This window comes from Streptomyces sp. NPDC004284 (genome assembly GCF_042874035.1).
Lineage (GTDB): Bacteria > Actinomycetota > Actinomycetes > Streptomycetales > Streptomycetaceae > Streptomyces.
This window is the reverse complement of record NZ_JBIAMJ010000003.1, coordinates 198639-216619: the sequence shown is the minus strand read 5'-3', so window position 1 is coordinate 216619 and position 17981 is coordinate 198639. Positions and strand designations below refer to the sequence as shown.

Genomic DNA, 17981 nt, shown 5'->3' with positions numbered 1-17981 from the left:
CATGTCCCTCGACCACCGGCTCTCCGAAGAGCACGAGGAACTCCGCCGCACCGTCGAGGAGTTCGCGCACGACGTCGTCGCGCCGAAGATCGGCGACTACTACGAGCGGCACGAGTTCCCGTACGAGATCGTCGCCGAGATGGGCCGCATGGGCCTGTTCGGCCTGCCGTTCCCCGAGGAGTACGGCGGCATGGGCGGCGACTACCTGGCGCTCGGGATCGCCCTGGAGGAGCTGGCCCGGGTCGACTCCTCCGTGGCCATCACCCTGGAGGCGGGCGTCTCGCTCGGCGCGATGCCGGTCTACCGCTTCGGTACGGAGGAGCAGAAGCGGGCGTGGCTGCCGAAGCTGTGCTCCGGCGAGATGCTCGGCGCGTTCGGCCTGACCGAGCCGGGTGCGGGCAGCGACGCCGGCGGCACCCGCACCACCGCCGTCCGGGACGGCGACCACTGGGTCATCAACGGTTCGAAGTGCTTCATCACCAACTCCGGTACGGACATCACGGGTCTGGTGACGGTCACGGCGGTCACCGGCCGCAAGCCCGACGGCCGTCCGCTGATCTCCTCGATCATCGTCCCGTCCGGCACCCCGGGCTTCACGGTCGCCGCCCCGTACTCGAAGGTCGGCTGGAACGCCTCGGACACCCGCGAGCTCTCCTTCGACGACGTCCGCGTCCCGGTGGAGAACCTGCTCGGCGAGGAGGGCCGCGGTTACGCCCAGTTCCTGCGGATCCTGGACGAGGGCCGGGTCGCCATCGCCGCGCTCGCCACGGGTCTCGCGCAGGGCTGTGTGGACGAGTCGGTCAAGTACGCGAAGGAACGTCACGCCTTCGGCTCGCCGATCAGCACCTACCAGGCCGTCCAGTTCAAGATCGCCGACATGGAGATGAAGGCCCACATGGCCCGCATCGGCTGGCGCGACGCGGCCTCCCGCCTCGTCCTCGGCGAGTCCTTCAAGAAGGAGGCGGCGATCGCGAAGCTGTACTCCTCCACGGTGGCCGTCGACAACGCCCGCGAGGCGACCCAGATCCACGGCGGCTACGGCTTCATGAACGAGTACCCGGTGGCCCGCATGTGGCGCGACTCGAAGATCCTGGAGATCGGCGAGGGCACCAGCGAGGTCCAGCGGATGCTGATCGCCCGGGAGCTGGGCCTGCCGGCCTGACGGGACGCGTGAAGAAGAAGGGGCGTGCGGCTTGAAGCCGCACGCCCCTTCCGCGTGCCGGACTAGCCGGCCGTCACTCCGGCGCCCTCGCCCGGCGTGGCGTTCCACTCGCGGATGCGGGCCGCGAGCGCGGCGAGGCGCGGGTCGAGCGGGCCGACGGCGATGTAGAAGAGGGACTCGTCCACCGGCTCGTCGTCGCCGCCCCAGCGGACCACGCCGTCGCAGTCCGCGAGGATGGCGCGGACGGTGTCGGTCTGGAGCGGGAACAGCGTTCCGTGCGTCGCCCCGATGCCCGGGCGGATCCGCACGGCCGTGCCGGACGCGAGGTTCGACTCGGGGTGGCGGCGGCGCACCTCCTTGGCGGGGCGCCAGCCGGCGAGGTCTCCGGTGTGGAGCTCCTCCACCTCGTAGTGGAAGCGGCGCACCACGTGGAGCAGGACGGTCTCGACGTCGCCGATCCACACCGGCACGGTCAGTCCGGCGCCGGCCACCGAGCGCGTCCACACCTGGGAGTCGCGGTCGACGTTCGTCTGGATGGTCCAGCCGTTCGCGGACGTCGCCGGGCGCCTGGGCTTGTGGGCCCCCGGGACGGTGCCGTCGGCGGCCCCCGCGCTCGGCGCGGCGACGGCCGTGGCGGACAGGACCGGGCTGAGGGCGGCGGCCGCGCCCACGACGGCGGCGGTCCGCACGACCGTACGGCGCGTCATCTTCTGCTGCATGTGCTTCGTTCTCCTCTCAAGTCTTCGTCAGAACAGCCCGATCGCCAGGAAGGGCGCCAGGGAAGCCACCGCGCACACCGTCCAGAACACGGACCCCGGGGCGGGTGTCCGGCGCGCGAGGCGCCGGTTCACCAGGCCCCAGACGAGGCCGTAGATCCCGAGGACCGGTACGACGATGACCAGCCACAGCAGCATGCCGTCGTTCTCGTTCGGGTCCTGCGTCGTCCACCCGAGGGCGGCGAGCGGCCCGTTGGCCAGGACGTACCAGACCAGGAAGTACGGAACGATTCCGGGCACGCCGAGCAGCAGGTTCACCACGGCCGGCACGAAAAGCTTCCTCATGCACCCATTCTTCGCGATCGGTGGGGGCCGCTAGACGCGGCTGAGGGCGTTGTAGTTCTCCAGGACCTGGTACAGGCCGACGAGCTCGCGTCCGTACTGCGCCGCCTTGTCGCCGGTGCCGTTGTACCGGGCGAGCAGGGCCTGGGTGTCGGCGAGGCTGGTGGTCAGCGACGGCGAGGGGATGCCGAGCTGGTGGGCGTTGTACATCGTCAGGTACGCGACCGAGCGGATGTTGTACTCGGGGTCCTGCAGCTGGTCCCAGACGGCCTTGGTGTCGGCGCTGGTCAGCGGGGTGGCGTTGAGGAGGCCCTGCTGGATGCAGTAGTTCCGGGCCTGGATGGTGACCCAGGCGAAGATCTGGCCCCAGCCGGTGCTGCAGTCGTCCTTGAGGCCGGCCTTGACGGCCTCGTCGGCGACCGCGTCGAGGGCGTTCAGCTTGCGCAGCTCCCACAGGACCGGGGCCTGGATGAGCGCCTTGCGGATCTTGAGCGTCCTGGCGAGGTTGGTGAACAGGTAGTCGGCGTCGATGACGTGGTTGAAGGCCTCGGTGGTGGTGACGGCCCCGTACGTGACCCAGTCGCCGTCCAGGGTCCAGCCCTCGCCGCCGGTCTCGGGGACGCCGATGGAGGTGAGGTACGACTGGATGTCGGCGAGCAGGGGCGCCTTGTACGCGGCCTGGTTGAGGTCCCTGTCCAGGCCGGAGACGATCCCGGCGGGCGGGTCGAAGTCCGCCTGGCCCTGGTCGCGGCCGGAGGCCATGTCGTTGTCGATGTTGATCGCGCCGGTGCCGGAGCCGACCGTGATCGTGGAGATCTGGTCGAAGGCCCACTTCGTCGGCAGCGGGTAGCCCAGGTTTCCGGAGAAGCCGGCCGACATGTCGGAGACGAAGGCGGTCTCGGCGTACCCGGCGTCGGTGACGCGCTGGCAGATGTTGCGCGGGCCGTAGACGCCGACCCGGTAGCCCGAGTTCTCGGTGACGGTCCGGGAGACGCCGCGGAAGTGCGGGAGGATGTTGGAGGTGACCTCGCCGTCCATGGCGTCGTAGTCGACGGCGAAGTAGATGATCGAGCCCGGCTTGAAGCCGTGCGCCCGCGCCCATTCGACGGCGCTGGTCCCGTCGACGCAGCCCTGGCCGTACTTGAAGTAGTTCAGCGAGTCGGAGAACGTCTGGTAGATCGGGAAGCAGCGCAGCCCGTAGTTCTTGATCGTCTCCAGCTCGCCCGGCTGGATCTGCTTCTCGGGCAGCTTGCCGTTCGGGAAGGGGTTGTAGAGGTACCGGCCGACGTACGTGTAGCCCGCGTTGACGAGGGTCTGGGCGCGCTCCGGCGTGATCTTGGTGACGCAGTCGCAGGCGCTGCCCTTGCGGGTCTGGTCGCCGTACGAGACGAGCAGCGAGGACCAGGTGGCGTAGTCGCCGACGCCGGTCACCGGAAGCAGGGAGAAGGCCTGGAAGGTCTCGACCTCGCTCTGGACCCCGCCGGTGAACTCGCCGAAGAGGACGTTGCGCTTGTTGAGGACCATCGCGGCCGTGAACAGGTACGCCCAGGTGCTGCTGTTGCCCTGGCCGACGGTGTGGGACTTCAGGCCGGACTGGGTGCCGGGGCCGAAGTTGCCGTTGGCGACGCCGTCGGCCATGCCCAGCTCGTACTGGATGGCGAACAGCATGGACTTCGCGACGTCGCGGGAGTGGTAGCCGTCGGCGGGGATGATGTAGAAGTCCCGGCGGTTCACATAGCGCGCGTTCAGCCACCGCTGGACGGTGCGGATCTGCTCGTTGCCGCCGCTGAGGCTGACGTAGGCGTCCATGGTGAGCAGGGCCTTGACGACCTTCGGCTCCAGGGACGTGCCCGGGTAGGCGCTGTCCACGCCCATGTGGAGCTTGAGCTGCGCCACGGCGCTCTGGACCCGGCTGTTGTAGATGCCGTCGATCTCGCCGCCGTCGTAGCCCTTGCAGTACAGGGCGGACTGGATGATGCGGCAGAAGTTCGCCGACGGCATCGTGGAGGCGTTGAGGCTCGGGTACTTCGACTGCAGCGTGGACAGCGTGGTGGGCCCGAAGGCGTTCGACAGGCTGGTGAGGCCCATCTCGTACTGGAGGGCCCGAGTGAGGGCGTACATGACCGTCCAGCCGGTCTTGCCGTCCTCGTCCAGCTTGGATATGCCCAGCATCGCCCCGTTGTTGTAGGTCGAGTTGATGAAGCGCTGGGCCCTCTCGACCATCGCGTCAGCCATGGATCTCCTTCGCAATCTGGCAACGCACGCGGAGAGGCGTCACGCCGTCGCCGAAACGAAGGAGCCCCCCTCTCCAGAATCAGCCAGACCTTAGCAGCGGAGCCCCCCTGTTGATCAAAATGAGGTTAGGCTAACCTATCTTCGACCTGCCCGGGCCGACCCGAGCCGACCGAGAAGGTGCCCCGACCCGATGACGAACGCCGAGACCGCCCCCTTCCAGTTCTTCTCCCTCCAGGTCGACCGGACCCGGCGACTCGCCCCGTCCCTGGTCCGGATCACCTTCACCGGGGACGACCTGAAGGGCTTCGCCTCCGGGGGCCGCGACCAGTCGCTCTCCCTCTTCCTGCCGCACCCCGGCCAGGAGGCGCCGCTCCTGCCGCCCCTGGACGACCCGGACATGTACGCGATCCTCGGCGCCTGGCGCGCGATGCCCCACGAGGAGCGGGCCGTGATGCGCTCGTACACCGTCCGCGAGCAGCGCACCGAGCCCGCGCACGAGATCGACATCGACTTCGCCCTCCACGGGGACGGCGGCCCCGCCTGCCGCTGGGCCGGCCGCGCCGAGCCCGGCGACCGGGTGGTGGTCCTGGGTCCGGCGGTCGCCGCGAACACGGGCGTCCGCTTCCAGCTGCCCGAGGACGCCGACTCCGTACTGATCTGGGCCGACGAGACGGCCCTCCCCGCCGCCTCCGCGATCCTGGAGTGGCTGCCGGCGGAGACCCGCGCCCGGGTGTTCCTCGAAGTGCCGCACTCCGGCGACCGGATGGAGCTCACGACCCGGGCGGACGCCACGGTCACCTGGCTCGTACGGGAGGAGGGGGCGCCGTCCGCCGTGGACGCGGTGTCCGGCGCCGAACTGCCCGGGACGGCCCCGTACGTCTGGATCGCGGGCGAGTCGGGGGCCGTGAAGGCGCTGCGCCGCCACTTCGTACGGGAACGGGGGCTCGACCGGCGCCGGGTCACGTTCGTCGGCTACTGGCGCAAGGGCCTGTCGGAGGACGCCCTGCGCGAGGTGCCGGACGAGACGCAGGAAGAGGCACGGGGAGAGGCGTGACGAACGAGCCGTTCATCGGCAGCCCCTCGGCCCATCGGAGCCGGGGGGCTTTTCCGTGGTCGAAATTAGGTTAGGCTAACCTTACTTACGCCGACCGAGTCCGCTCCCGGAAGGGCCCCCACATGCGCTCCCACCTGCTCAACGACACGACGGCGGACGTCTACCGACGTTCCGTCACCGAAGGAGTCGAGCGGGTGGCGAGAAAACTCGCCGCGACGCGCAGCCCGTTCACGGGCGTCACGCCCGCCGCACTGGCCCCCGCGATCGACGCCGTCGACCTCGACAGGCCGCTCGGTGACTCCTCCGCCGCCCTCGACGAGCTGGAGGGCGTCTACCTCCGCGACGCCGTCTACTTCCACCACCCCCGCTACCTCGGGCACCTCAACTGCCCGGTGGTCATCCCCGCCGTCCTCGGCGAGGCCGTCCTCTCGGCCGTCAACTCCTCGCTCGACACCTGGGACCAGAGCGCCGGCGGCACCCTCATCGAGCGGAAACTGATCGACTGGACCGCCGGCCGCATCGGCCTCGGCCCGCTCGCCGACGGCGTGTTCACCAGCGGCGGCACGCAGTCCAACCTCCAGGCCCTGCTCCTCGCCCGCGAGGAGACCGGGGTGACCGACCTGTCGAAGCTGCGGATCTTCTCCTCCGAGTGCAGCCACTTCAGCGTCCAGAAGTCCGCCCGGCTGCTCGGACTCGGCCGCGACGCCGTCGTCTCCGTACCCGTCGACGGGAACAAGCGGATGCAGTCCGTCGTCCTCGCCGCCGAGCTGGAGGCCTGTCGCGCCGAGGGCCTGGTCCCGATGGCGATCGTCGCCACCGCCGGCACCACCGACTTCGGCTCCATCGACCCGCTGCCCGAGATCGCCGCCCTCGCCCGGGAGTACGGCGCCTGGATGCACGTCGACGCGGCCTACGGCTGCGGACTGCTCGCCTCCACGACCCGCCGCCACCTCCTGGACGGCATCGAGCGGGCCGACTCCGTCACCGTCGACTACCACAAGTCCTTCTTCCAGCCGGTGAGTTCCTCCGCCCTCCTGGTCCGCGACGGTGCCACCCTGCGCCACGCGACGTACCACGCGGACTACCTCAACCCCCGCCGGACGCTGGCCGAGCGGATCCCCAACCAGGTCGACAAGTCCCTCCAGACCACCCGCCGCTTCGACGCGCTCAAGCTCTGGATGACCCTGCGCGTGATGGGCGCCGACGGCGTCGGGGAGCTCTTCGACGAGGTCTGCGACCTGGCCGCGGAGGGCTTCGCGCTCCTCACCGCCGACCCGCGCTACGAGGTCGTGGTCGAGCCGCAGCTCTCCACCCTCGTCTACCGCTACGTCCCGGAGGCCGCCACCTCCCCCGTGGAGGTCGACCTGGCCAACCTCTACGCCCGCAAGGCCCTGTTCGCCTCCGGCGAGGCCGTCGTCGCCGGCACCAAGGTCGACGGCCGCCAGTACCTCAAGTTCACCCTGCTCAACCCCGAGACGACGCCGGCCGACATCGCCGCAGTCCTCGACCTCATCGCCGGCCACGCCGAGCAGTACCTGGGAGAGAACCTTGTCCACGCAGCCTCTTGATTTCATCGGCATCGGGCTCGGTCCGTTCAACCTCGGACTCGCCTGCCTGACCGAGCCGATCGCCGAACTGAACGGCGTCTTCCTGGAGTCGAAGCCGGACTTCGAGTGGCACTCGGGGATGTTCCTCGAAGGCGCCCACCTCCAGACCCCGTTCATGTCGGACCTGGTCACCCTCGCGGACCCGACCTCGCCGTACTCCTTCCTCAACTACCTGAAGGAGAAGGGCCGCCTCTACTCCTTCTACATCCGCGAGAACTTCTACCCGCTGCGGACCGAGTACGACGACTACTGCCGCTGGGCCGCCGGGAAGCTCACCTCGATCCGCTTCTCGACGACGGTCGCGTCGGTCGCGTACGACGAGACCGCAGAGCTGTACGTGGTCACCACCGAGACAGGAGAAACGTTCCGGTCCGCCCGGCTCGTCCTCGGCACCGGCACCCCGCCCCACATCCCCGAGACCTGCGAGGGCCTCGGCGGCGACCTGATCCACAACTCGCGCTACCTCCCGAACAAGGAGGAGCTCCAGAAGAAGAAGTCGATCACCCTGGTCGGCAGCGGCCAGAGCGCCGCCGAGATCTACTACGACCTCCTGAGCGAGATCGACACCCACGGCTACCGGCTCAACTGGGTGACCCGCTCCCCCCGCTTCTTCCCCCTCGAATACACCAAGCTCACCCTGGAGATGACCTCCCCGGAGTACGTGGACTACTTCCACGCCCTGCCCGAGGAGACCCGCTACCGCCTGGAGACCCGGCAGAAGGGCCTCTTCAAGGGCATCGACGGCGAGCTCATCGACGCCATCTTCGACCTGCTCTACCAGAAGAACCTGGGCGGCCCGGTCCCCACCCGCCTCCTCACCAACTCGGCCCTGCACTCGGCCGCTCACGACGCCACGACGGGCTCGTACACACTGGGCTTCCGCCAGGAGGAACAGGAGAAGGACTTCACGATCGAGACCGAGGGCCTGATCCTCGCCACCGGCTACAAGTACACGGTCCCCGCCTTCCTGAAGCCGATCGAGGACCGCCTCCGCTTCGACGGGCGCGGCCGCTTCGACGTGGCCCGCAACTACGCGATCGACACCACGGGCCGGGGGATCTTCCTCCAGAACGCCGGCGTGCACACGCACTCGATCACCTCGCCGGACCTGGGCATGGGCCCGTACCGCAACGCGTACATCATCGGGGAGATGCTGGGCTCCGAGTACTACCCGGTAGAGAAGACCATCGCGTTCCAGGAGTTCGCAGCATGAGCATCGACATCCGGCCCCTCGACCCCCTCGCGGACGCGGAGCTGATCCACCCCTGGGTCACCCACCCCAAGGCCGCCTTCTGGATGATGCAGGACGCGAAGCTCCAGGACGTCGAGCGCGAGTACACGGCGATCGCCGCGCACCCGCACCACGACGCCTTCATCGGCCTGGTGGACGGCGAGCCGGCCTTCCTGATGGAGCGCTACGACCCCGCGCAGGTCGAGCTGGTCGGGCTGTACGAGCCGCGTCCCGGCGACGTGGGCATGCACTTCCTGGTGGCTCCGAGCGACACCCCCGTACACGGTTTCACCCGGCGGGTGATCACGGCCGTGATGACGGAGCTGTTCGCCGACCCGGCGACCGCCCGCGTGGTCGTCGAGCCCGACGTCCGGAACAAGGCCGTCCACGCGCTCAACGAGGCCGTCGGCTTCGTCCCCTTCGGGGAGATACGGAAGCCGGAGAAGAAGGCCCTCCTCAGCTTCTGCACCCGCGCCCAGTTCGAGACCGCCGTCGGAGCGTCCGCATGAACCCCGTCGCACACCTCACCCCCGAGCGCTGGGCCGCCGCCAACCGCGCCCTGATCCGCAAGGGCCTCGCCGAGTTCGCCCACGAGCGGCTGATCGACCCGCGGGAGCTGGGCGAGAGCCGCTACCAGGTCCTCAGCGACGACGGCGGCACCGAGTACCGCTTCACCGCCGACCGTTTCGCGCTCGACCACTGGCAGGTCTATCCGGACTCGATCAGCCGTCACCGGGGGGACGAACAACTCCCGCTGGACGCACTCCAGTTCATCACCGAGCTGCGGGGCTCCCTCGGCCTGAGCGACGAGGTCCTCCCGGTCTACCTGGAGGAGATCTCCTCCACCCTGGCCGGTACGGCGTACAAGGCGACCAAGCCGCCCGTGACCTCCGCCGAGCTGGCCCGCGCCGGCTTCCAGGCGATCGAGACCGGGATGACCGAGGGCCACCCCTGCTTCGTCGCCAACAACGGCCGGCTGGGCTTCGGGGTCGACGAGTACCGCGCGTACGCCCCCGAGGCGGCGAGCGGGATCCACCTGGTCTGGCTGGCCGCCCACCGCGACCGGGCCACGTTCACGGCGGGCGCGGACATCGACTACGAGACCTTCGTCCGCGCCGAACTCGGCGACGCGACGGTGGACGCCTTCGCCGCGACCCTGGCCGGGCGGGGCCTGGACCTCTCCGACTACCTCCTCGTCCCGGCCCACCCCTGGCAGTGGTGGAACAAGCTGTCCGTCACCTTCGCGGCCGAGGTGGCGCAGCAGCGCCTGGTGTACCTGGGCGAGGGCGACGACACGTACCTGGCGCAGCAGTCGATCCGTACGTTCTTCAACACGACGGACCCGACGAAGCACTACGTGAAGACGGCCCTCTCGGTCCTCAACATGGGCTTCATGAGGGGCCTTTCGGCTGCCTACATGGAGGCCACCCCGGCGATCAACGACTGGCTGCACACCCTGATCGAGTCCGACTCCACGCTGAAGTCGGCCCGGTTCTCGATCATCCGCGAGCGGGCGGCGGTCGGCTACCGGCACCTGGAGTACGAGGCCGCCACCGACCGCTACTCCCCCTACCGCAAGATGCTGGCCGCGCTCTGGCGCGAGTCCCCGGTGCCGTCGCTCGCCGAGGGCGAGCGGCTTGCGACGATGGCGTCCCTGCTCCACGTGGACCACGCGGGCGCGTCGTTCGCGGGCGCGCTGGTCAAGGAGTCGGGTCTCGAACCCGCCGCGTGGCTCCGTCGCTACCTGGACGCGTACCTCCTCCCGATCCTGCACTGCTTCTACGCGTACGACCTGGTCTACATGCCGCACGGCGAGAACGTGATCCTCGTCCTGGACGGGCGGGGCGCGGTCGTCCGGGCGATCTTCAAGGACATCGCGGAGGAGATCTGCGTGATGGACCCGGCGGCGGTCGTCCCGCCGACGGTGCAGCGCATCCGCGCCGAGGTCCCGGAGGACATGAAGCTCCTGTCGGTCTTCACGGACGTCTTCGACTGCTTCTTCCGCTTCCTGGGCGCGACCCTGGCGGCGGAGGGAGTCCTCGCGGAGGACGCCTTCTGGCGCACGGTGGCGGAGTGCGTGCGCGACTACCAGACGTCCCGTCCGGAACTGTCGGACCGCTTCGCCCAGTACGACATGTTCGCGGAGACCTTCGCCCTCTCCGCCCTCAACCGCCTCCAACTGCGCAACAACAAGCAGATGGTGGACCTGGCGGACCCGTCGGCGGCCCTCCAGCTGGTGGGCGACCTGGTGAACCCGATCGCGCGGTTCGCCTGACCTCCCCTCCCCCGAAGCGATGTGAGCCCCGCCGGAGTACGGTCCTCCGCCGGGGCTCACACCGGTCCGGAGAGGCAGGCGGCACAGCCCCGCGCTACCGTGAAATGGTGACCTGACAAGGCCACATCCCAGGGGAATCCCCCATCGATTCGGCAGCGAGGCAACCCGGGCGACCGGTCTTCCGTGGCGCCGCCCCTGCCGAATTCACCAGGAGTCACCATGGCCACCTACGAAAGCGCCCGCACGAAAGCCTTCACCCACGCGACCACGACGACCGTGACCGGCGTGCCGCTCGACGTCTCCGACACCCACCCGCTGCGCCAGATCGGCCAGGTCCCCATCCAGTCGTGCGTCTGCGTGACGGATCCGTGCCCCTGCGACGACTGCCCGATCCTCTGGGTGAACGAGTCCGCCGTCTCCTCCCGGACCGCAACCGGCCGTCACAACACGGCCGGTGACGAGATCTACGACTTCGCGGTGGACGCGGACGCGTCCGTCGTCGTCGAGTCCTTCCGCCGCGTCCGCGCCTCCGACACCGCCGCCCTCCACTCCTCCGCCGCCCCCTCGTCCCCGCCGCCCTTCGTCGTGCGGCCCCGGCCGAACGCCGGCCGGTCCGCCGGAAAGGGCCGACCCTGCCAGGGCGGCGAGTCCCCGGTCTTCCGCGCCGACCCGGGCTGCAACGACATCGAGATCACCGAGAGCGGCGCGACGTACTGCTTCGCCGAGAGCAGCGAGCACTACTGCATCTACGCCCTCTGCTGACCGGCCGCCGGCCGGAACCCCGCCGGGTGCGCCCGGCCAGGGCGTCCCCGGCCGGGCGTTTCGCGTCTACGTACCGGTCACTCCGCCGGCCAGGGCACCTCCGGTGAGCGGTACCAGGTGATGCCGAGGGCGTCGAAGCGCGGCGCCTGTTCGGCGAGGCGCTCCTTGTAGGTGTCCCAGTCGTGGGTGGAGGCCGGGGACCAGCCGAGTTCGGCGATGCCGGGGAGGCGGGGGAAGGCCATGACGTCGAGGTCGCCGGTGGTGGCGAGGGTCTCGGTCCAGAGGGGGGCCTCGATGCCGCGGACGGAGTCCGCGGGGGCGCCGGGGAGGTAGGTGGAGGGGTTCCAGTCGTAGGAACGGCGGACCTCGACGTAGCCCGCCCAGGCGAGGCCGAGCTTGGTGTCCTTCGTGTACTTCATGTCGAGGTAGCTGCGGTCGGCCGGGGAGAGGATCAGGCCCGTGCCGTTCTGCGCGGCGGCGGCGACGCGCTCCTTCTCCTCGGCGGGGGTGCGGTCGAGGCCCCAGTACTGGACGAGGGCGCCCTTCGCGGGGGTGGCGCCGGTCAGCTGGTGCCAGCCGATGACGGTCTTGCCGTACTTGGCGACGATCGGCTGGACCTTGTTCATGAAGGTCACGTAGTCGTCGCGGCTGGTGGAGTGGGCCTCGTCGCCGCCGATGTGGAGGTAGCGGCCGGGGGTGAGGGCGGCGATCTCCCGGACGACGTCGTCGACGAAGTCGTACGTGGCGGTCTTGGGCACGCACAGGGAGCTGAAGCCGACCTTGGTGCCGGTGTAGAGGGGCGGGGCGACGCCGTCGCAGGTCAGCTCGGCGTAGGAGGCCAGCGCGGCGTTGGTGTGGCCGGGCATGTCGATCTCGGGGATGACCTCCTGGTAGCGGGAGGCGGCGTACTCGACGATCTCCCGGTACTGCGCCTTGGTGTAGAAGCCGCCGGGGCCGCCGCCGACCTCGGTGGAGCCGCCGTGGGTGGTGAGCAGGGGGCGGGAGTCGATGGCGATGCGCCAGCCCTGGTCGTCGGAGAGGTGCAGGTGGAGGGTGTTGACCTTGTAGAGGGCGAGCTGGTCGATGTACCGCTTCACCTCGTCGACCGTGAAGAAGTGGCGGGCGACGTCGAGCATCGCGCCCCGGTAGGCGTAGCGCGGGGTGTCGGTGACGGTGCCGCCCGCGATCTTCCAGGGGCCCTGCTGGACGCTCTTGCTCTCGATGGAGGACGGGAGCTGCTGGCGCACGGTCTGGACGCCGCGGAAGAGGCCGGCGGGTTCGCGGGCGGTGAGGGTGAGGCCCTCGGGTCCGGAGACGAGCCGGTAGCCCTCGTCGCCGAGGCCGGTCTCGTCGGGGGCGAGGCGGAGCCGGATGCCGTGGCCGGCGGCGCTGTCGTCGACGACGGGCAGCGGGAAGCCGGTGGCGGGGCTGAGGAGCCCGGCGAGGTAGCGGCCGATGGCCCGGGACGCGCCGGAGGTCTCGTCGATGCCGATGCGGGTGGCGGCGGTGAGGGTGTAGGGCTCGCCCTCGGGGGTGACGGAGGCGGGTACGGGCACGATGCGGCCGAGCGGGCGCACCTCGGGCTCGGCGGCGGCCCTGCCGGGCGCCTTGGCGTCGTCGCCGTCGGCGGCTGCCTCGCCGCAGCCGATTCCGGCGGTCGCGAACAGGAGCAGGGATCCGATCAGGCGCGGAATCGTCATGCGCTGTCTCACAGGCGGGCTCCCCTTCGGGTGATCGGCACGTTCCGTCGTTGTGTATATCCCCTTGGTAGCCATGCGTACCGCGCACCTTCCGCGGGTGCAAGGTATGGACCAAGGGGCCGGAAGAGTGGGCGCATCATGACCCCCCTGCCCGATTTCGGGCAGGATTCTTGCGAAGGGGCCGGATCACCCCTCAGTATTCACGGGTGCTCGAACGCCGCCCGTCGCACGACGACCTCATCGACCACCTGGTCCGCAGCACCGCGCTCCAGCGCGGTGAGGCCGCCCGGGTGGTGCTCGACGTGCTGGCGTACTTCGACGAGACGACCGAGGAGTTCGTCCGCCGCCGCCACCGCGAGCTGCAGTCCGGCGGCGCGGTGAACGCCGAGATCTTCGAACGGATCGCGGCGGAGCTGCCCCACCGGGCGGTGGCGCCACCGGAGCTCTCGCTCCGGCAGCTGCGCCGCATCGTCTACGGCTGAGCGCAGCACGCCCGAGGGCGTCCGAGTACATCCACCAACCTGGAGGGGTTTCACCTTTATGTGCGGAATCGTCGGTTACATCGGTAAGCGTGACGTCGCCCCGCTGCTCCTTGAGGGCCTGGCCCGCCTGGAGTACCGCGGCTACGACTCGGCCGGCATGGTCGTCACCAGCCCGAAGGCCACCGGCCTGAAGGTGGTCAAGGCCAAGGGCCGCGTCCGCGACCTGGAGGCCAAGGTCCCCAAGCGCTTCACCGGCACCACCGGCATCGCCCACACCCGCTGGGCCACGCACGGCGCCCCGAGCGACATCAACTCGCACCCGCACCTCGACCCCGAGAACAAGGTCGCGGTCGTCCACAACGGCATCGTGGACAACGCCCAGGAGCTCCGCGCCAAGCTGGAGGCCGACGGCGTCGTCTTCGCCTCCGAGACGGACACCGAGGTCATCACCCACCTCATCGCGCGCTCCGAGGCCGACACCCTCGAGCAGAAGGTCCGCGACGCGCTCAAGCTCATCGAGGGCACCTACGGCATCGCCGTGATGCACGCCGACTTCAACGACCGCATCGTGGTGGCCCGCAACGGCTCCCCGGTCATCCTCGGCATCGGCGAGAAGGAGATGCTCGTCGCCTCCGACGTCGCCGCCCTGATCGCCCACACCCGCCAGGTCGTCACCCTGAACGACGGCGAGATGGCCACCCTCAAGGCCGACGACTTCCGCACCTACACGACCTCGGGCGCCTCCACCACGGCCACCCCCGAGACCGTCGAGTGGGAGGCCGCCTCCTACGACATGGGCGGCCACGACACGTACATGCACAAGGAGATCTCCGAGCAGCCCGACGCGGTCGACCGCGTGCTGCGCGGCCGGATCGACGACCGCTTCTCCACCGTGCACCTGGGCGGCCTGAACCTCGACCCGCGCGAGGCCCGCACCATCCGCCGCATCAAGATCCTCGGCTGCGGCACCTCGTACCACGCCGGCCTCATCGGCGCCGGGCTCATCGAGTCCATGGCCCGCATCCCCGCCGACGCCGAGCCGGCCTCGGAGTTCCGCTACCGCAACCCGGTCGTGGACCCCGACACCCTCTACATCGCCGTCTCCCAGTCCGGTGAGACCTACGACGTGCTCGCCGCCGTCCAGGAGCTCAAGCGGAAGGGCGCCCGCGTCCTCGGCGTCGTCAACGTCGTCGGCTCCGCCATCGCCCGCGAGGCCGACGGCGGCATGTACGTCCACGCCGGCCCCGAGGTCTGCGTCGTCTCCACCAAGTGCTTCACCAACACGGTCACCGCCTTCGCGCTGCTCGCCCTGCACCTGGGCCGCATCCGCGACCTGTCCGTCACCGACGGCAAGCGGATCATCGAGGGCCTGCGCAAGCTGCCCTCGCAGATCGAGGAGATCCTCAAGACCGAGGACCAGATCAAGGAGATCGCCGCGGAGTACGCCGGCGCCCAGTCGATGATGTTCATCGGCCGTGTCCGCGGCTACCCGGTCGCCCTGGAGGCCTCCCTCAAGCTGAAGGAGATCTCCTACATCCACGCCGAGGCGTACCCGGCCTCCGAGCTGAAGCACGGCCCGCTCGCCCTCATCGAGCCGGCCCTGCCGACCGTCGCGATCGTCCCCGACGACGACCTGCTCGAGAAGAACCGCGCCGCCCTGGAGGAGATCAAGGCCCGCAGCGGCCGCATCCTCGCGGTCGCGCACCAGCCGCAGGCGAAGGCCGACCACACCATCGTCGTCCCGAAGAACGAGGACGAGCTGGACCCGATCCTCATGGGCATCCCGCTCCAGCTCCTCGCCTACCACACGGCGCTCGCCATGGGCCGTGACATCGACAAGCCGCGCAACCTGGCGAAGTCCGTCACCGTCGAGTAATCCCCCCATCGTCGCGGCCGAGGCGCGGCGCCCGGGCCTGTCCCCCGGACGCCGCGCCCCTCCGGGCCTGTCCCCCGGAGCCTCGGCCGGACACAGCAGCGGTCCCCGTGCACACACCTCCCGTGCACGGGGACCGCTGTCTTCTCCGTGGTGTTCAGCCCGCGGCCGTGGTGATCAGCCCGCGGCCGGGGCGCTGCCGCCCGCGCGGCGCAGGGCCGTCGGCCAGCCGGCGACCGCGGCCGTGGCGCCGTACCAGGCGACCAGACCCGCGACGGCGGCGACCCAGCCGGCCGCCTTCCCGAGGCCGCCGTTGTCGGCGAGGGCGCCGATGCCGCCCAGCAGCAGCGCGACGAACAGCAGCCCGTACACGCCCTGTCCGAAGAGTCCGCTGCCCGCGGACGCCATCGTCAGCGTGAGCGCGAGGAGCGCCCACAGGAGCAGGAAGAGCCCCATGGCGTCGGCCGAGGCGTGCCCGCCCGCGCCGCTGCCCCAGGTGAACCAGAAGGCGCCGAGCGCCGCGTACGCCGTGCCCTCGCCCTTGTCGCCCGCGCGCAGGGCGAGCAGTCCGACGAGGAAGAGCGTCACGCCGCCGACCCAGGTGGCGAGACCCGCGGCATCCGCTGCCGCGACGTTGTCGATGACACCGGTTCCGCCCAGGCCGAAGGCCAGCAGGGTCAGTCCGAGTGCCAGGTTGCCGAGCGTGGAGGTGGTGTTTCCCGCGGCGACTTCGTTGTTCACGGCGGGCTCCCTTCAGGTGTGCAGTTGTCCTGCGTGAGCTGCTGTGTTCCGGTGACCTTTATGTACCCTTCACAAGCGCACAATTCACCTGAGGAAGGCCGAATTTATGGCCGGATGACGGCAGTTGAGGGAGGGACCTGACGGGGCGTGGGGCCGCCCGGGGCGCCCGGGGCTACGGGATGACGATGACGGGCCGCTGCGCGCGGCGCGCGAGACGGCCGGCGACCGAGCCGAAGATCCGGCCGACGATCCCGTGCGTGGAGCCGACCACGATCGCGTCGGCCGAGTACTCCCGGCCGACCTCCTCCAGCTCGTGGCAGATGTCCCCGCCGCGCTCGACCAGGATCCACGGCACCTCGGAGAGGTGGTCGGCGCAGGCCAGCTCCAGACCGAGGACCTCGGTGCGGTGGTCGGGCACGTCGACGAAGACCGGCGGCTCGCAGCCTGCCCACACCGTGGTGGGCAGCCGGTTGGCCACATGCACGATGATCAGGCCCGATCCGGAGCGGCGGGCCATGCCGATGGCGTACGCGAGGGCGCGCTCACTGGACATGGAACCGTCGAAGCCGACGACCACCCCGTGCCGGAAGGCCGGGTCGCAGGCATGACGTGGCTGTTCTACCGCGAGGGGGTCGACCGTGGAATCGGCGACGCGCTTGCGGTCCGCGGGTTCGGGGAATTCGTGACCGGCCATCGGTGTCTCGGCGAAGGAAGTCCTCGTGGGAAGGGACGGGGAAAGGAGGGGACGAACGACGGGTGGCGGCGGAGCTGTGTCCGGGAATCATCTTCCCAAGCCCATACCCCCAAGGGTACGGCGACACTCCTCTCCTGCCCAGAGCCCGCCGTGCCGCTCCCGGTGTGCCCGCCGCTCGCACGCGGCGTTCCAGGGAGCATGCACGAGGGGTTCGCGATCTGGCAATGCCGGATGTGCCCTACAGGCGTCCGTACGGGGGCCAAACGGACGTCGCCGAGAGTGACCGGAACGTTCCGCTCCTCGTTGCCACAGGTCCAGTCCGCCGTCGTCGCGGATCCGCCCCGTCCGTCACCGCGGATCCGCCCCGTCATCGCCCCGGATCCGCCCCACCGCCGCCGTAGTCCCGCCCCACCGTCGCCGCAGTCCCGCCCCACCGCCGCCATAGTCCCGCCCCACCGTCGCAGGGAGACCGCCCGTGCCCGCACCATCGACCGCCGCCGGCCAGACCTCCGCCGCCCCCGCCCCCACCCTCGCGCTCGGCGCGCCCCGCGGCCGCCGCCGGGAACCCGCCCTCCCCCCGGCCGCCGACACGGAGCCGGAGGAGAGGACGGCGGGGGCGGTCACGGGTACGGGCGAGGACGCGGCGGAGCAGGCCGGTGACGTCGTCCGCTGGGCGGTCTTCTGCTGTGCGCTCGTCCCCGTGGTGCTCATCGTCTACGGCACCTCGCTCGGCGGGGCCGGCGGCGCCGCGCTCGGGCTCGTCTCGGTGACGGCGGCCTGCCGGCTGCTGCTGCGCCGCTCGGAGCGCGGGCTGCGCGCCGAGACGGTCCGCCCGAGGCGCCGGAACTAGCCTCCGGAGGGCCCGGAGCCCTACCAGACCCTCTTCGAGTTGACAGGTTCGTACACCCGACCCCATACGTTTTCAGCCAACTTCCGGCCATCGGCGAGTCCTTGGCGGAACGATTGGCCAACCCCTGTGTCGACAGCCGCGAAAGACCCGCTCCGAGGGCCCACACCCCCCGCGTACGGGGGTGTTCGGCGCCGCACCCCTCTCTCCGGCGGCCGCCGGACGCAAGACTTCGCGATCGATCGCTTCACGCCAAGTTG

The 17981-nt window shown here is 70.3% G+C and carries 16 protein-coding genes; 10 read left to right on the top strand and 6 right to left on the bottom strand.

Features of this window, described 5'->3' with window-relative positions; genetic code table 11:
- The first annotated feature begins 1 nt into the window (after window position 1).
- Complete coding sequence (locus ACFYUS_RS10650; protein WP_388848270.1) at window positions 2-1162, top strand: acyl-CoA dehydrogenase family protein; 1161 nt, start codon at window positions 2-4, stop codon at window positions 1160-1162.
- Between the two features lie 62 nt (window positions 1163-1224).
- Here the strand turns inward: ACFYUS_RS10650 and ACFYUS_RS10645 are convergent, their stop codons facing one another.
- The 3 genes from ACFYUS_RS10645 to ACFYUS_RS10635 are packed head-to-tail and all read right to left on the bottom strand — an operon-like array spanning window position 1225 to window position 4455.
- Complete coding sequence (locus ACFYUS_RS10645; RefSeq protein ID WP_388848267.1) at window positions 1225-1881, bottom strand: hypothetical protein; 657 nt, start codon at window positions 1879-1881, stop codon at window positions 1225-1227.
- Between the two features lie 27 nt (window positions 1882-1908).
- On the bottom strand, window positions 1909-2223 hold the full coding sequence (locus ACFYUS_RS10640; RefSeq protein ID WP_388848264.1) for a hypothetical protein: 315 nt from the start codon (window positions 2221-2223) through the stop codon (window positions 1909-1911).
- A gap of 30 nt (window positions 2224-2253) precedes the next feature.
- Window positions 2254-4455, bottom strand: coding sequence for a glycoside hydrolase domain-containing protein (locus ACFYUS_RS10635; RefSeq protein WP_388848261.1), 2202 nt, complete (start codon window positions 4453-4455; stop codon window positions 2254-2256).
- A 190-nt stretch (window positions 4456-4645) separates the two neighbouring features.
- Here ACFYUS_RS10635 and ACFYUS_RS10630 point away from each other — a divergent pair, with 190 nt between their 5' ends.
- From ACFYUS_RS10630 to ACFYUS_RS10605, 6 genes are all read left to right on the top strand, one after another.
- A complete protein-coding gene (locus ACFYUS_RS10630) occupies window positions 4646-5509 on the top strand; it encodes a siderophore-interacting protein (RefSeq protein ID WP_388848258.1) in 864 nt (287 codons plus the stop codon).
- Window positions 5510-5631: 122 nt separating this feature from the next.
- On the top strand, window positions 5632-7077 hold the full coding sequence (locus tag ACFYUS_RS10625) for a pyridoxal phosphate-dependent decarboxylase family protein (protein ID WP_388848255.1): 1446 nt from the start codon (window positions 5632-5634) through the stop codon (window positions 7075-7077).
- Window positions 7058-8329 carry a lysine N(6)-hydroxylase/L-ornithine N(5)-oxygenase family protein gene (locus tag ACFYUS_RS10620; protein ID WP_388848252.1) on the top strand — a complete coding sequence of 424 codons (1272 nt, stop codon included), beginning with the start codon at window positions 7058-7060 and terminating at the stop codon, window positions 8327-8329. Before ACFYUS_RS10625 ends, ACFYUS_RS10620 begins: the two co-directional genes overlap by 20 nt.
- Window positions 8326-8856 carry a GNAT family N-acetyltransferase gene (locus ACFYUS_RS10615; RefSeq protein ID WP_388848249.1) on the top strand — a complete coding sequence of 177 codons (531 nt, stop codon included), beginning with the start codon at window positions 8326-8328 and terminating at the stop codon, window positions 8854-8856. The genes ACFYUS_RS10620 and ACFYUS_RS10615 overlap by 4 nt, the downstream gene beginning before the upstream one ends.
- The gene (locus ACFYUS_RS10610; protein ID WP_388848246.1) at window positions 8853-10622 is read left to right on the top strand and encodes an IucA/IucC family protein; all 1770 of its coding nucleotides are present in this window, start codon (window positions 8853-8855) and stop codon (window positions 10620-10622) included. Before ACFYUS_RS10615 ends, ACFYUS_RS10610 begins: the two co-directional genes overlap by 4 nt.
- Window positions 10623-10841: 219 nt before the next feature.
- Window positions 10842-11384 (top strand): hypothetical protein, encoded by a 543-nt coding sequence (locus ACFYUS_RS10605; protein ID WP_388848243.1) that lies wholly within the window; start codon window positions 10842-10844, stop codon window positions 11382-11384.
- Between the two features lie 77 nt (window positions 11385-11461).
- On the opposite strand, the gene ACFYUS_RS10600 is transcribed toward ACFYUS_RS10605, so the two are convergent.
- Window positions 11462-13084, bottom strand: a complete 1623-nt coding sequence (locus ACFYUS_RS10600; protein WP_388848240.1) for a beta-N-acetylhexosaminidase — start codon at window positions 13082-13084, stop codon at window positions 11462-11464.
- A 206-nt stretch (window positions 13085-13290) separates the two neighbouring features.
- Between ACFYUS_RS10600 and ACFYUS_RS10595 the strand changes: the two genes are divergently transcribed.
- Window positions 13291-13566: a hypothetical protein gene (locus ACFYUS_RS10595; RefSeq protein WP_030210307.1), complete on the top strand. Its 276-nt coding sequence runs from the start codon at window positions 13291-13293 to the stop codon at window positions 13564-13566.
- Window positions 13567-13624: 58 nt separating this feature from the next.
- Complete coding sequence (gene glmS / locus ACFYUS_RS10590) at window positions 13625-15442, top strand: glutamine--fructose-6-phosphate transaminase (isomerizing) (RefSeq protein WP_388848237.1); 1818 nt, start codon at window positions 13625-13627, stop codon at window positions 15440-15442.
- A 174-nt stretch (window positions 15443-15616) separates the two neighbouring features.
- On the opposite strand, the gene ACFYUS_RS10585 is transcribed toward glmS, so the two are convergent.
- A complete protein-coding gene (locus ACFYUS_RS10585; protein WP_388848234.1) occupies window positions 15617-16180 on the bottom strand; it encodes a GPR1/FUN34/YaaH family transporter in 564 nt (187 codons plus the stop codon).
- 172 nt (window positions 16181-16352) lie between these two features.
- Window positions 16353-16874 (bottom strand): universal stress protein, encoded by a 522-nt coding sequence (locus ACFYUS_RS10580; RefSeq protein WP_030493924.1) that lies wholly within the window; start codon window positions 16872-16874, stop codon window positions 16353-16355.
- A 475-nt stretch (window positions 16875-17349) separates the two neighbouring features.
- Here ACFYUS_RS10580 and ACFYUS_RS10575 point away from each other — a divergent pair, with 475 nt between their 5' ends.
- Window positions 17350-17724 carry a hypothetical protein gene (locus ACFYUS_RS10575; protein ID WP_388848231.1) on the top strand — a complete coding sequence of 125 codons (375 nt, stop codon included), beginning with the start codon at window positions 17350-17352 and terminating at the stop codon, window positions 17722-17724.
- The last annotated feature ends 257 nt before the right edge of the window (window positions 17725-17981 follow it).

Coding starts and splice junctions, on each gene's coding strand:
- ACFYUS_RS10635 (WP_388848261.1), bottom strand. CDS start 4,455: ATGGCTGACGCGATGGTCGAGAGGGCCCAGCGCTTCATCAACTCGACC.
- glmS (WP_388848237.1), top strand. CDS start 13,625: ATGTGCGGAATCGTCGGTTACATCGGTAAGCGTGACGTCGCCCCGCTG.
- ACFYUS_RS10610 (WP_388848246.1), top strand. CDS start 8,853: ATGAACCCCGTCGCACACCTCACCCCCGAGCGCTGGGCCGCCGCCAAC.
- ACFYUS_RS10625 (WP_388848255.1), top strand. CDS start 5,632: ATGCGCTCCCACCTGCTCAACGACACGACGGCGGACGTCTACCGACGT.
- ACFYUS_RS10605 (WP_388848243.1), top strand. CDS start 10,842: ATGGCCACCTACGAAAGCGCCCGCACGAAAGCCTTCACCCACGCGACC.
- ACFYUS_RS10640 (WP_388848264.1), bottom strand. CDS start 2,223: ATGAGGAAGCTTTTCGTGCCGGCCGTGGTGAACCTGCTGCTCGGCGTG.
- ACFYUS_RS10600 (WP_388848240.1), bottom strand. CDS start 13,084: ATGACGATTCCGCGCCTGATCGGATCCCTGCTCCTGTTCGCGACCGCC.
- ACFYUS_RS10630 (WP_388848258.1), top strand. CDS start 4,646: ATGACGAACGCCGAGACCGCCCCCTTCCAGTTCTTCTCCCTCCAGGTC.
- ACFYUS_RS10615 (WP_388848249.1), top strand. CDS start 8,326: ATGAGCATCGACATCCGGCCCCTCGACCCCCTCGCGGACGCGGAGCTG.
- ACFYUS_RS10650 (WP_388848270.1), top strand. CDS start 2: ATGTCCCTCGACCACCGGCTCTCCGAAGAGCACGAGGAACTCCGCCGC.
- ACFYUS_RS10580 (WP_030493924.1), bottom strand. CDS start 16,874: ATGGCCGGTCACGAATTCCCCGAACCCGCGGACCGCAAGCGCGTCGCC.
- ACFYUS_RS10645 (WP_388848267.1), bottom strand. CDS start 1,881: ATGCAGCAGAAGATGACGCGCCGTACGGTCGTGCGGACCGCCGCCGTC.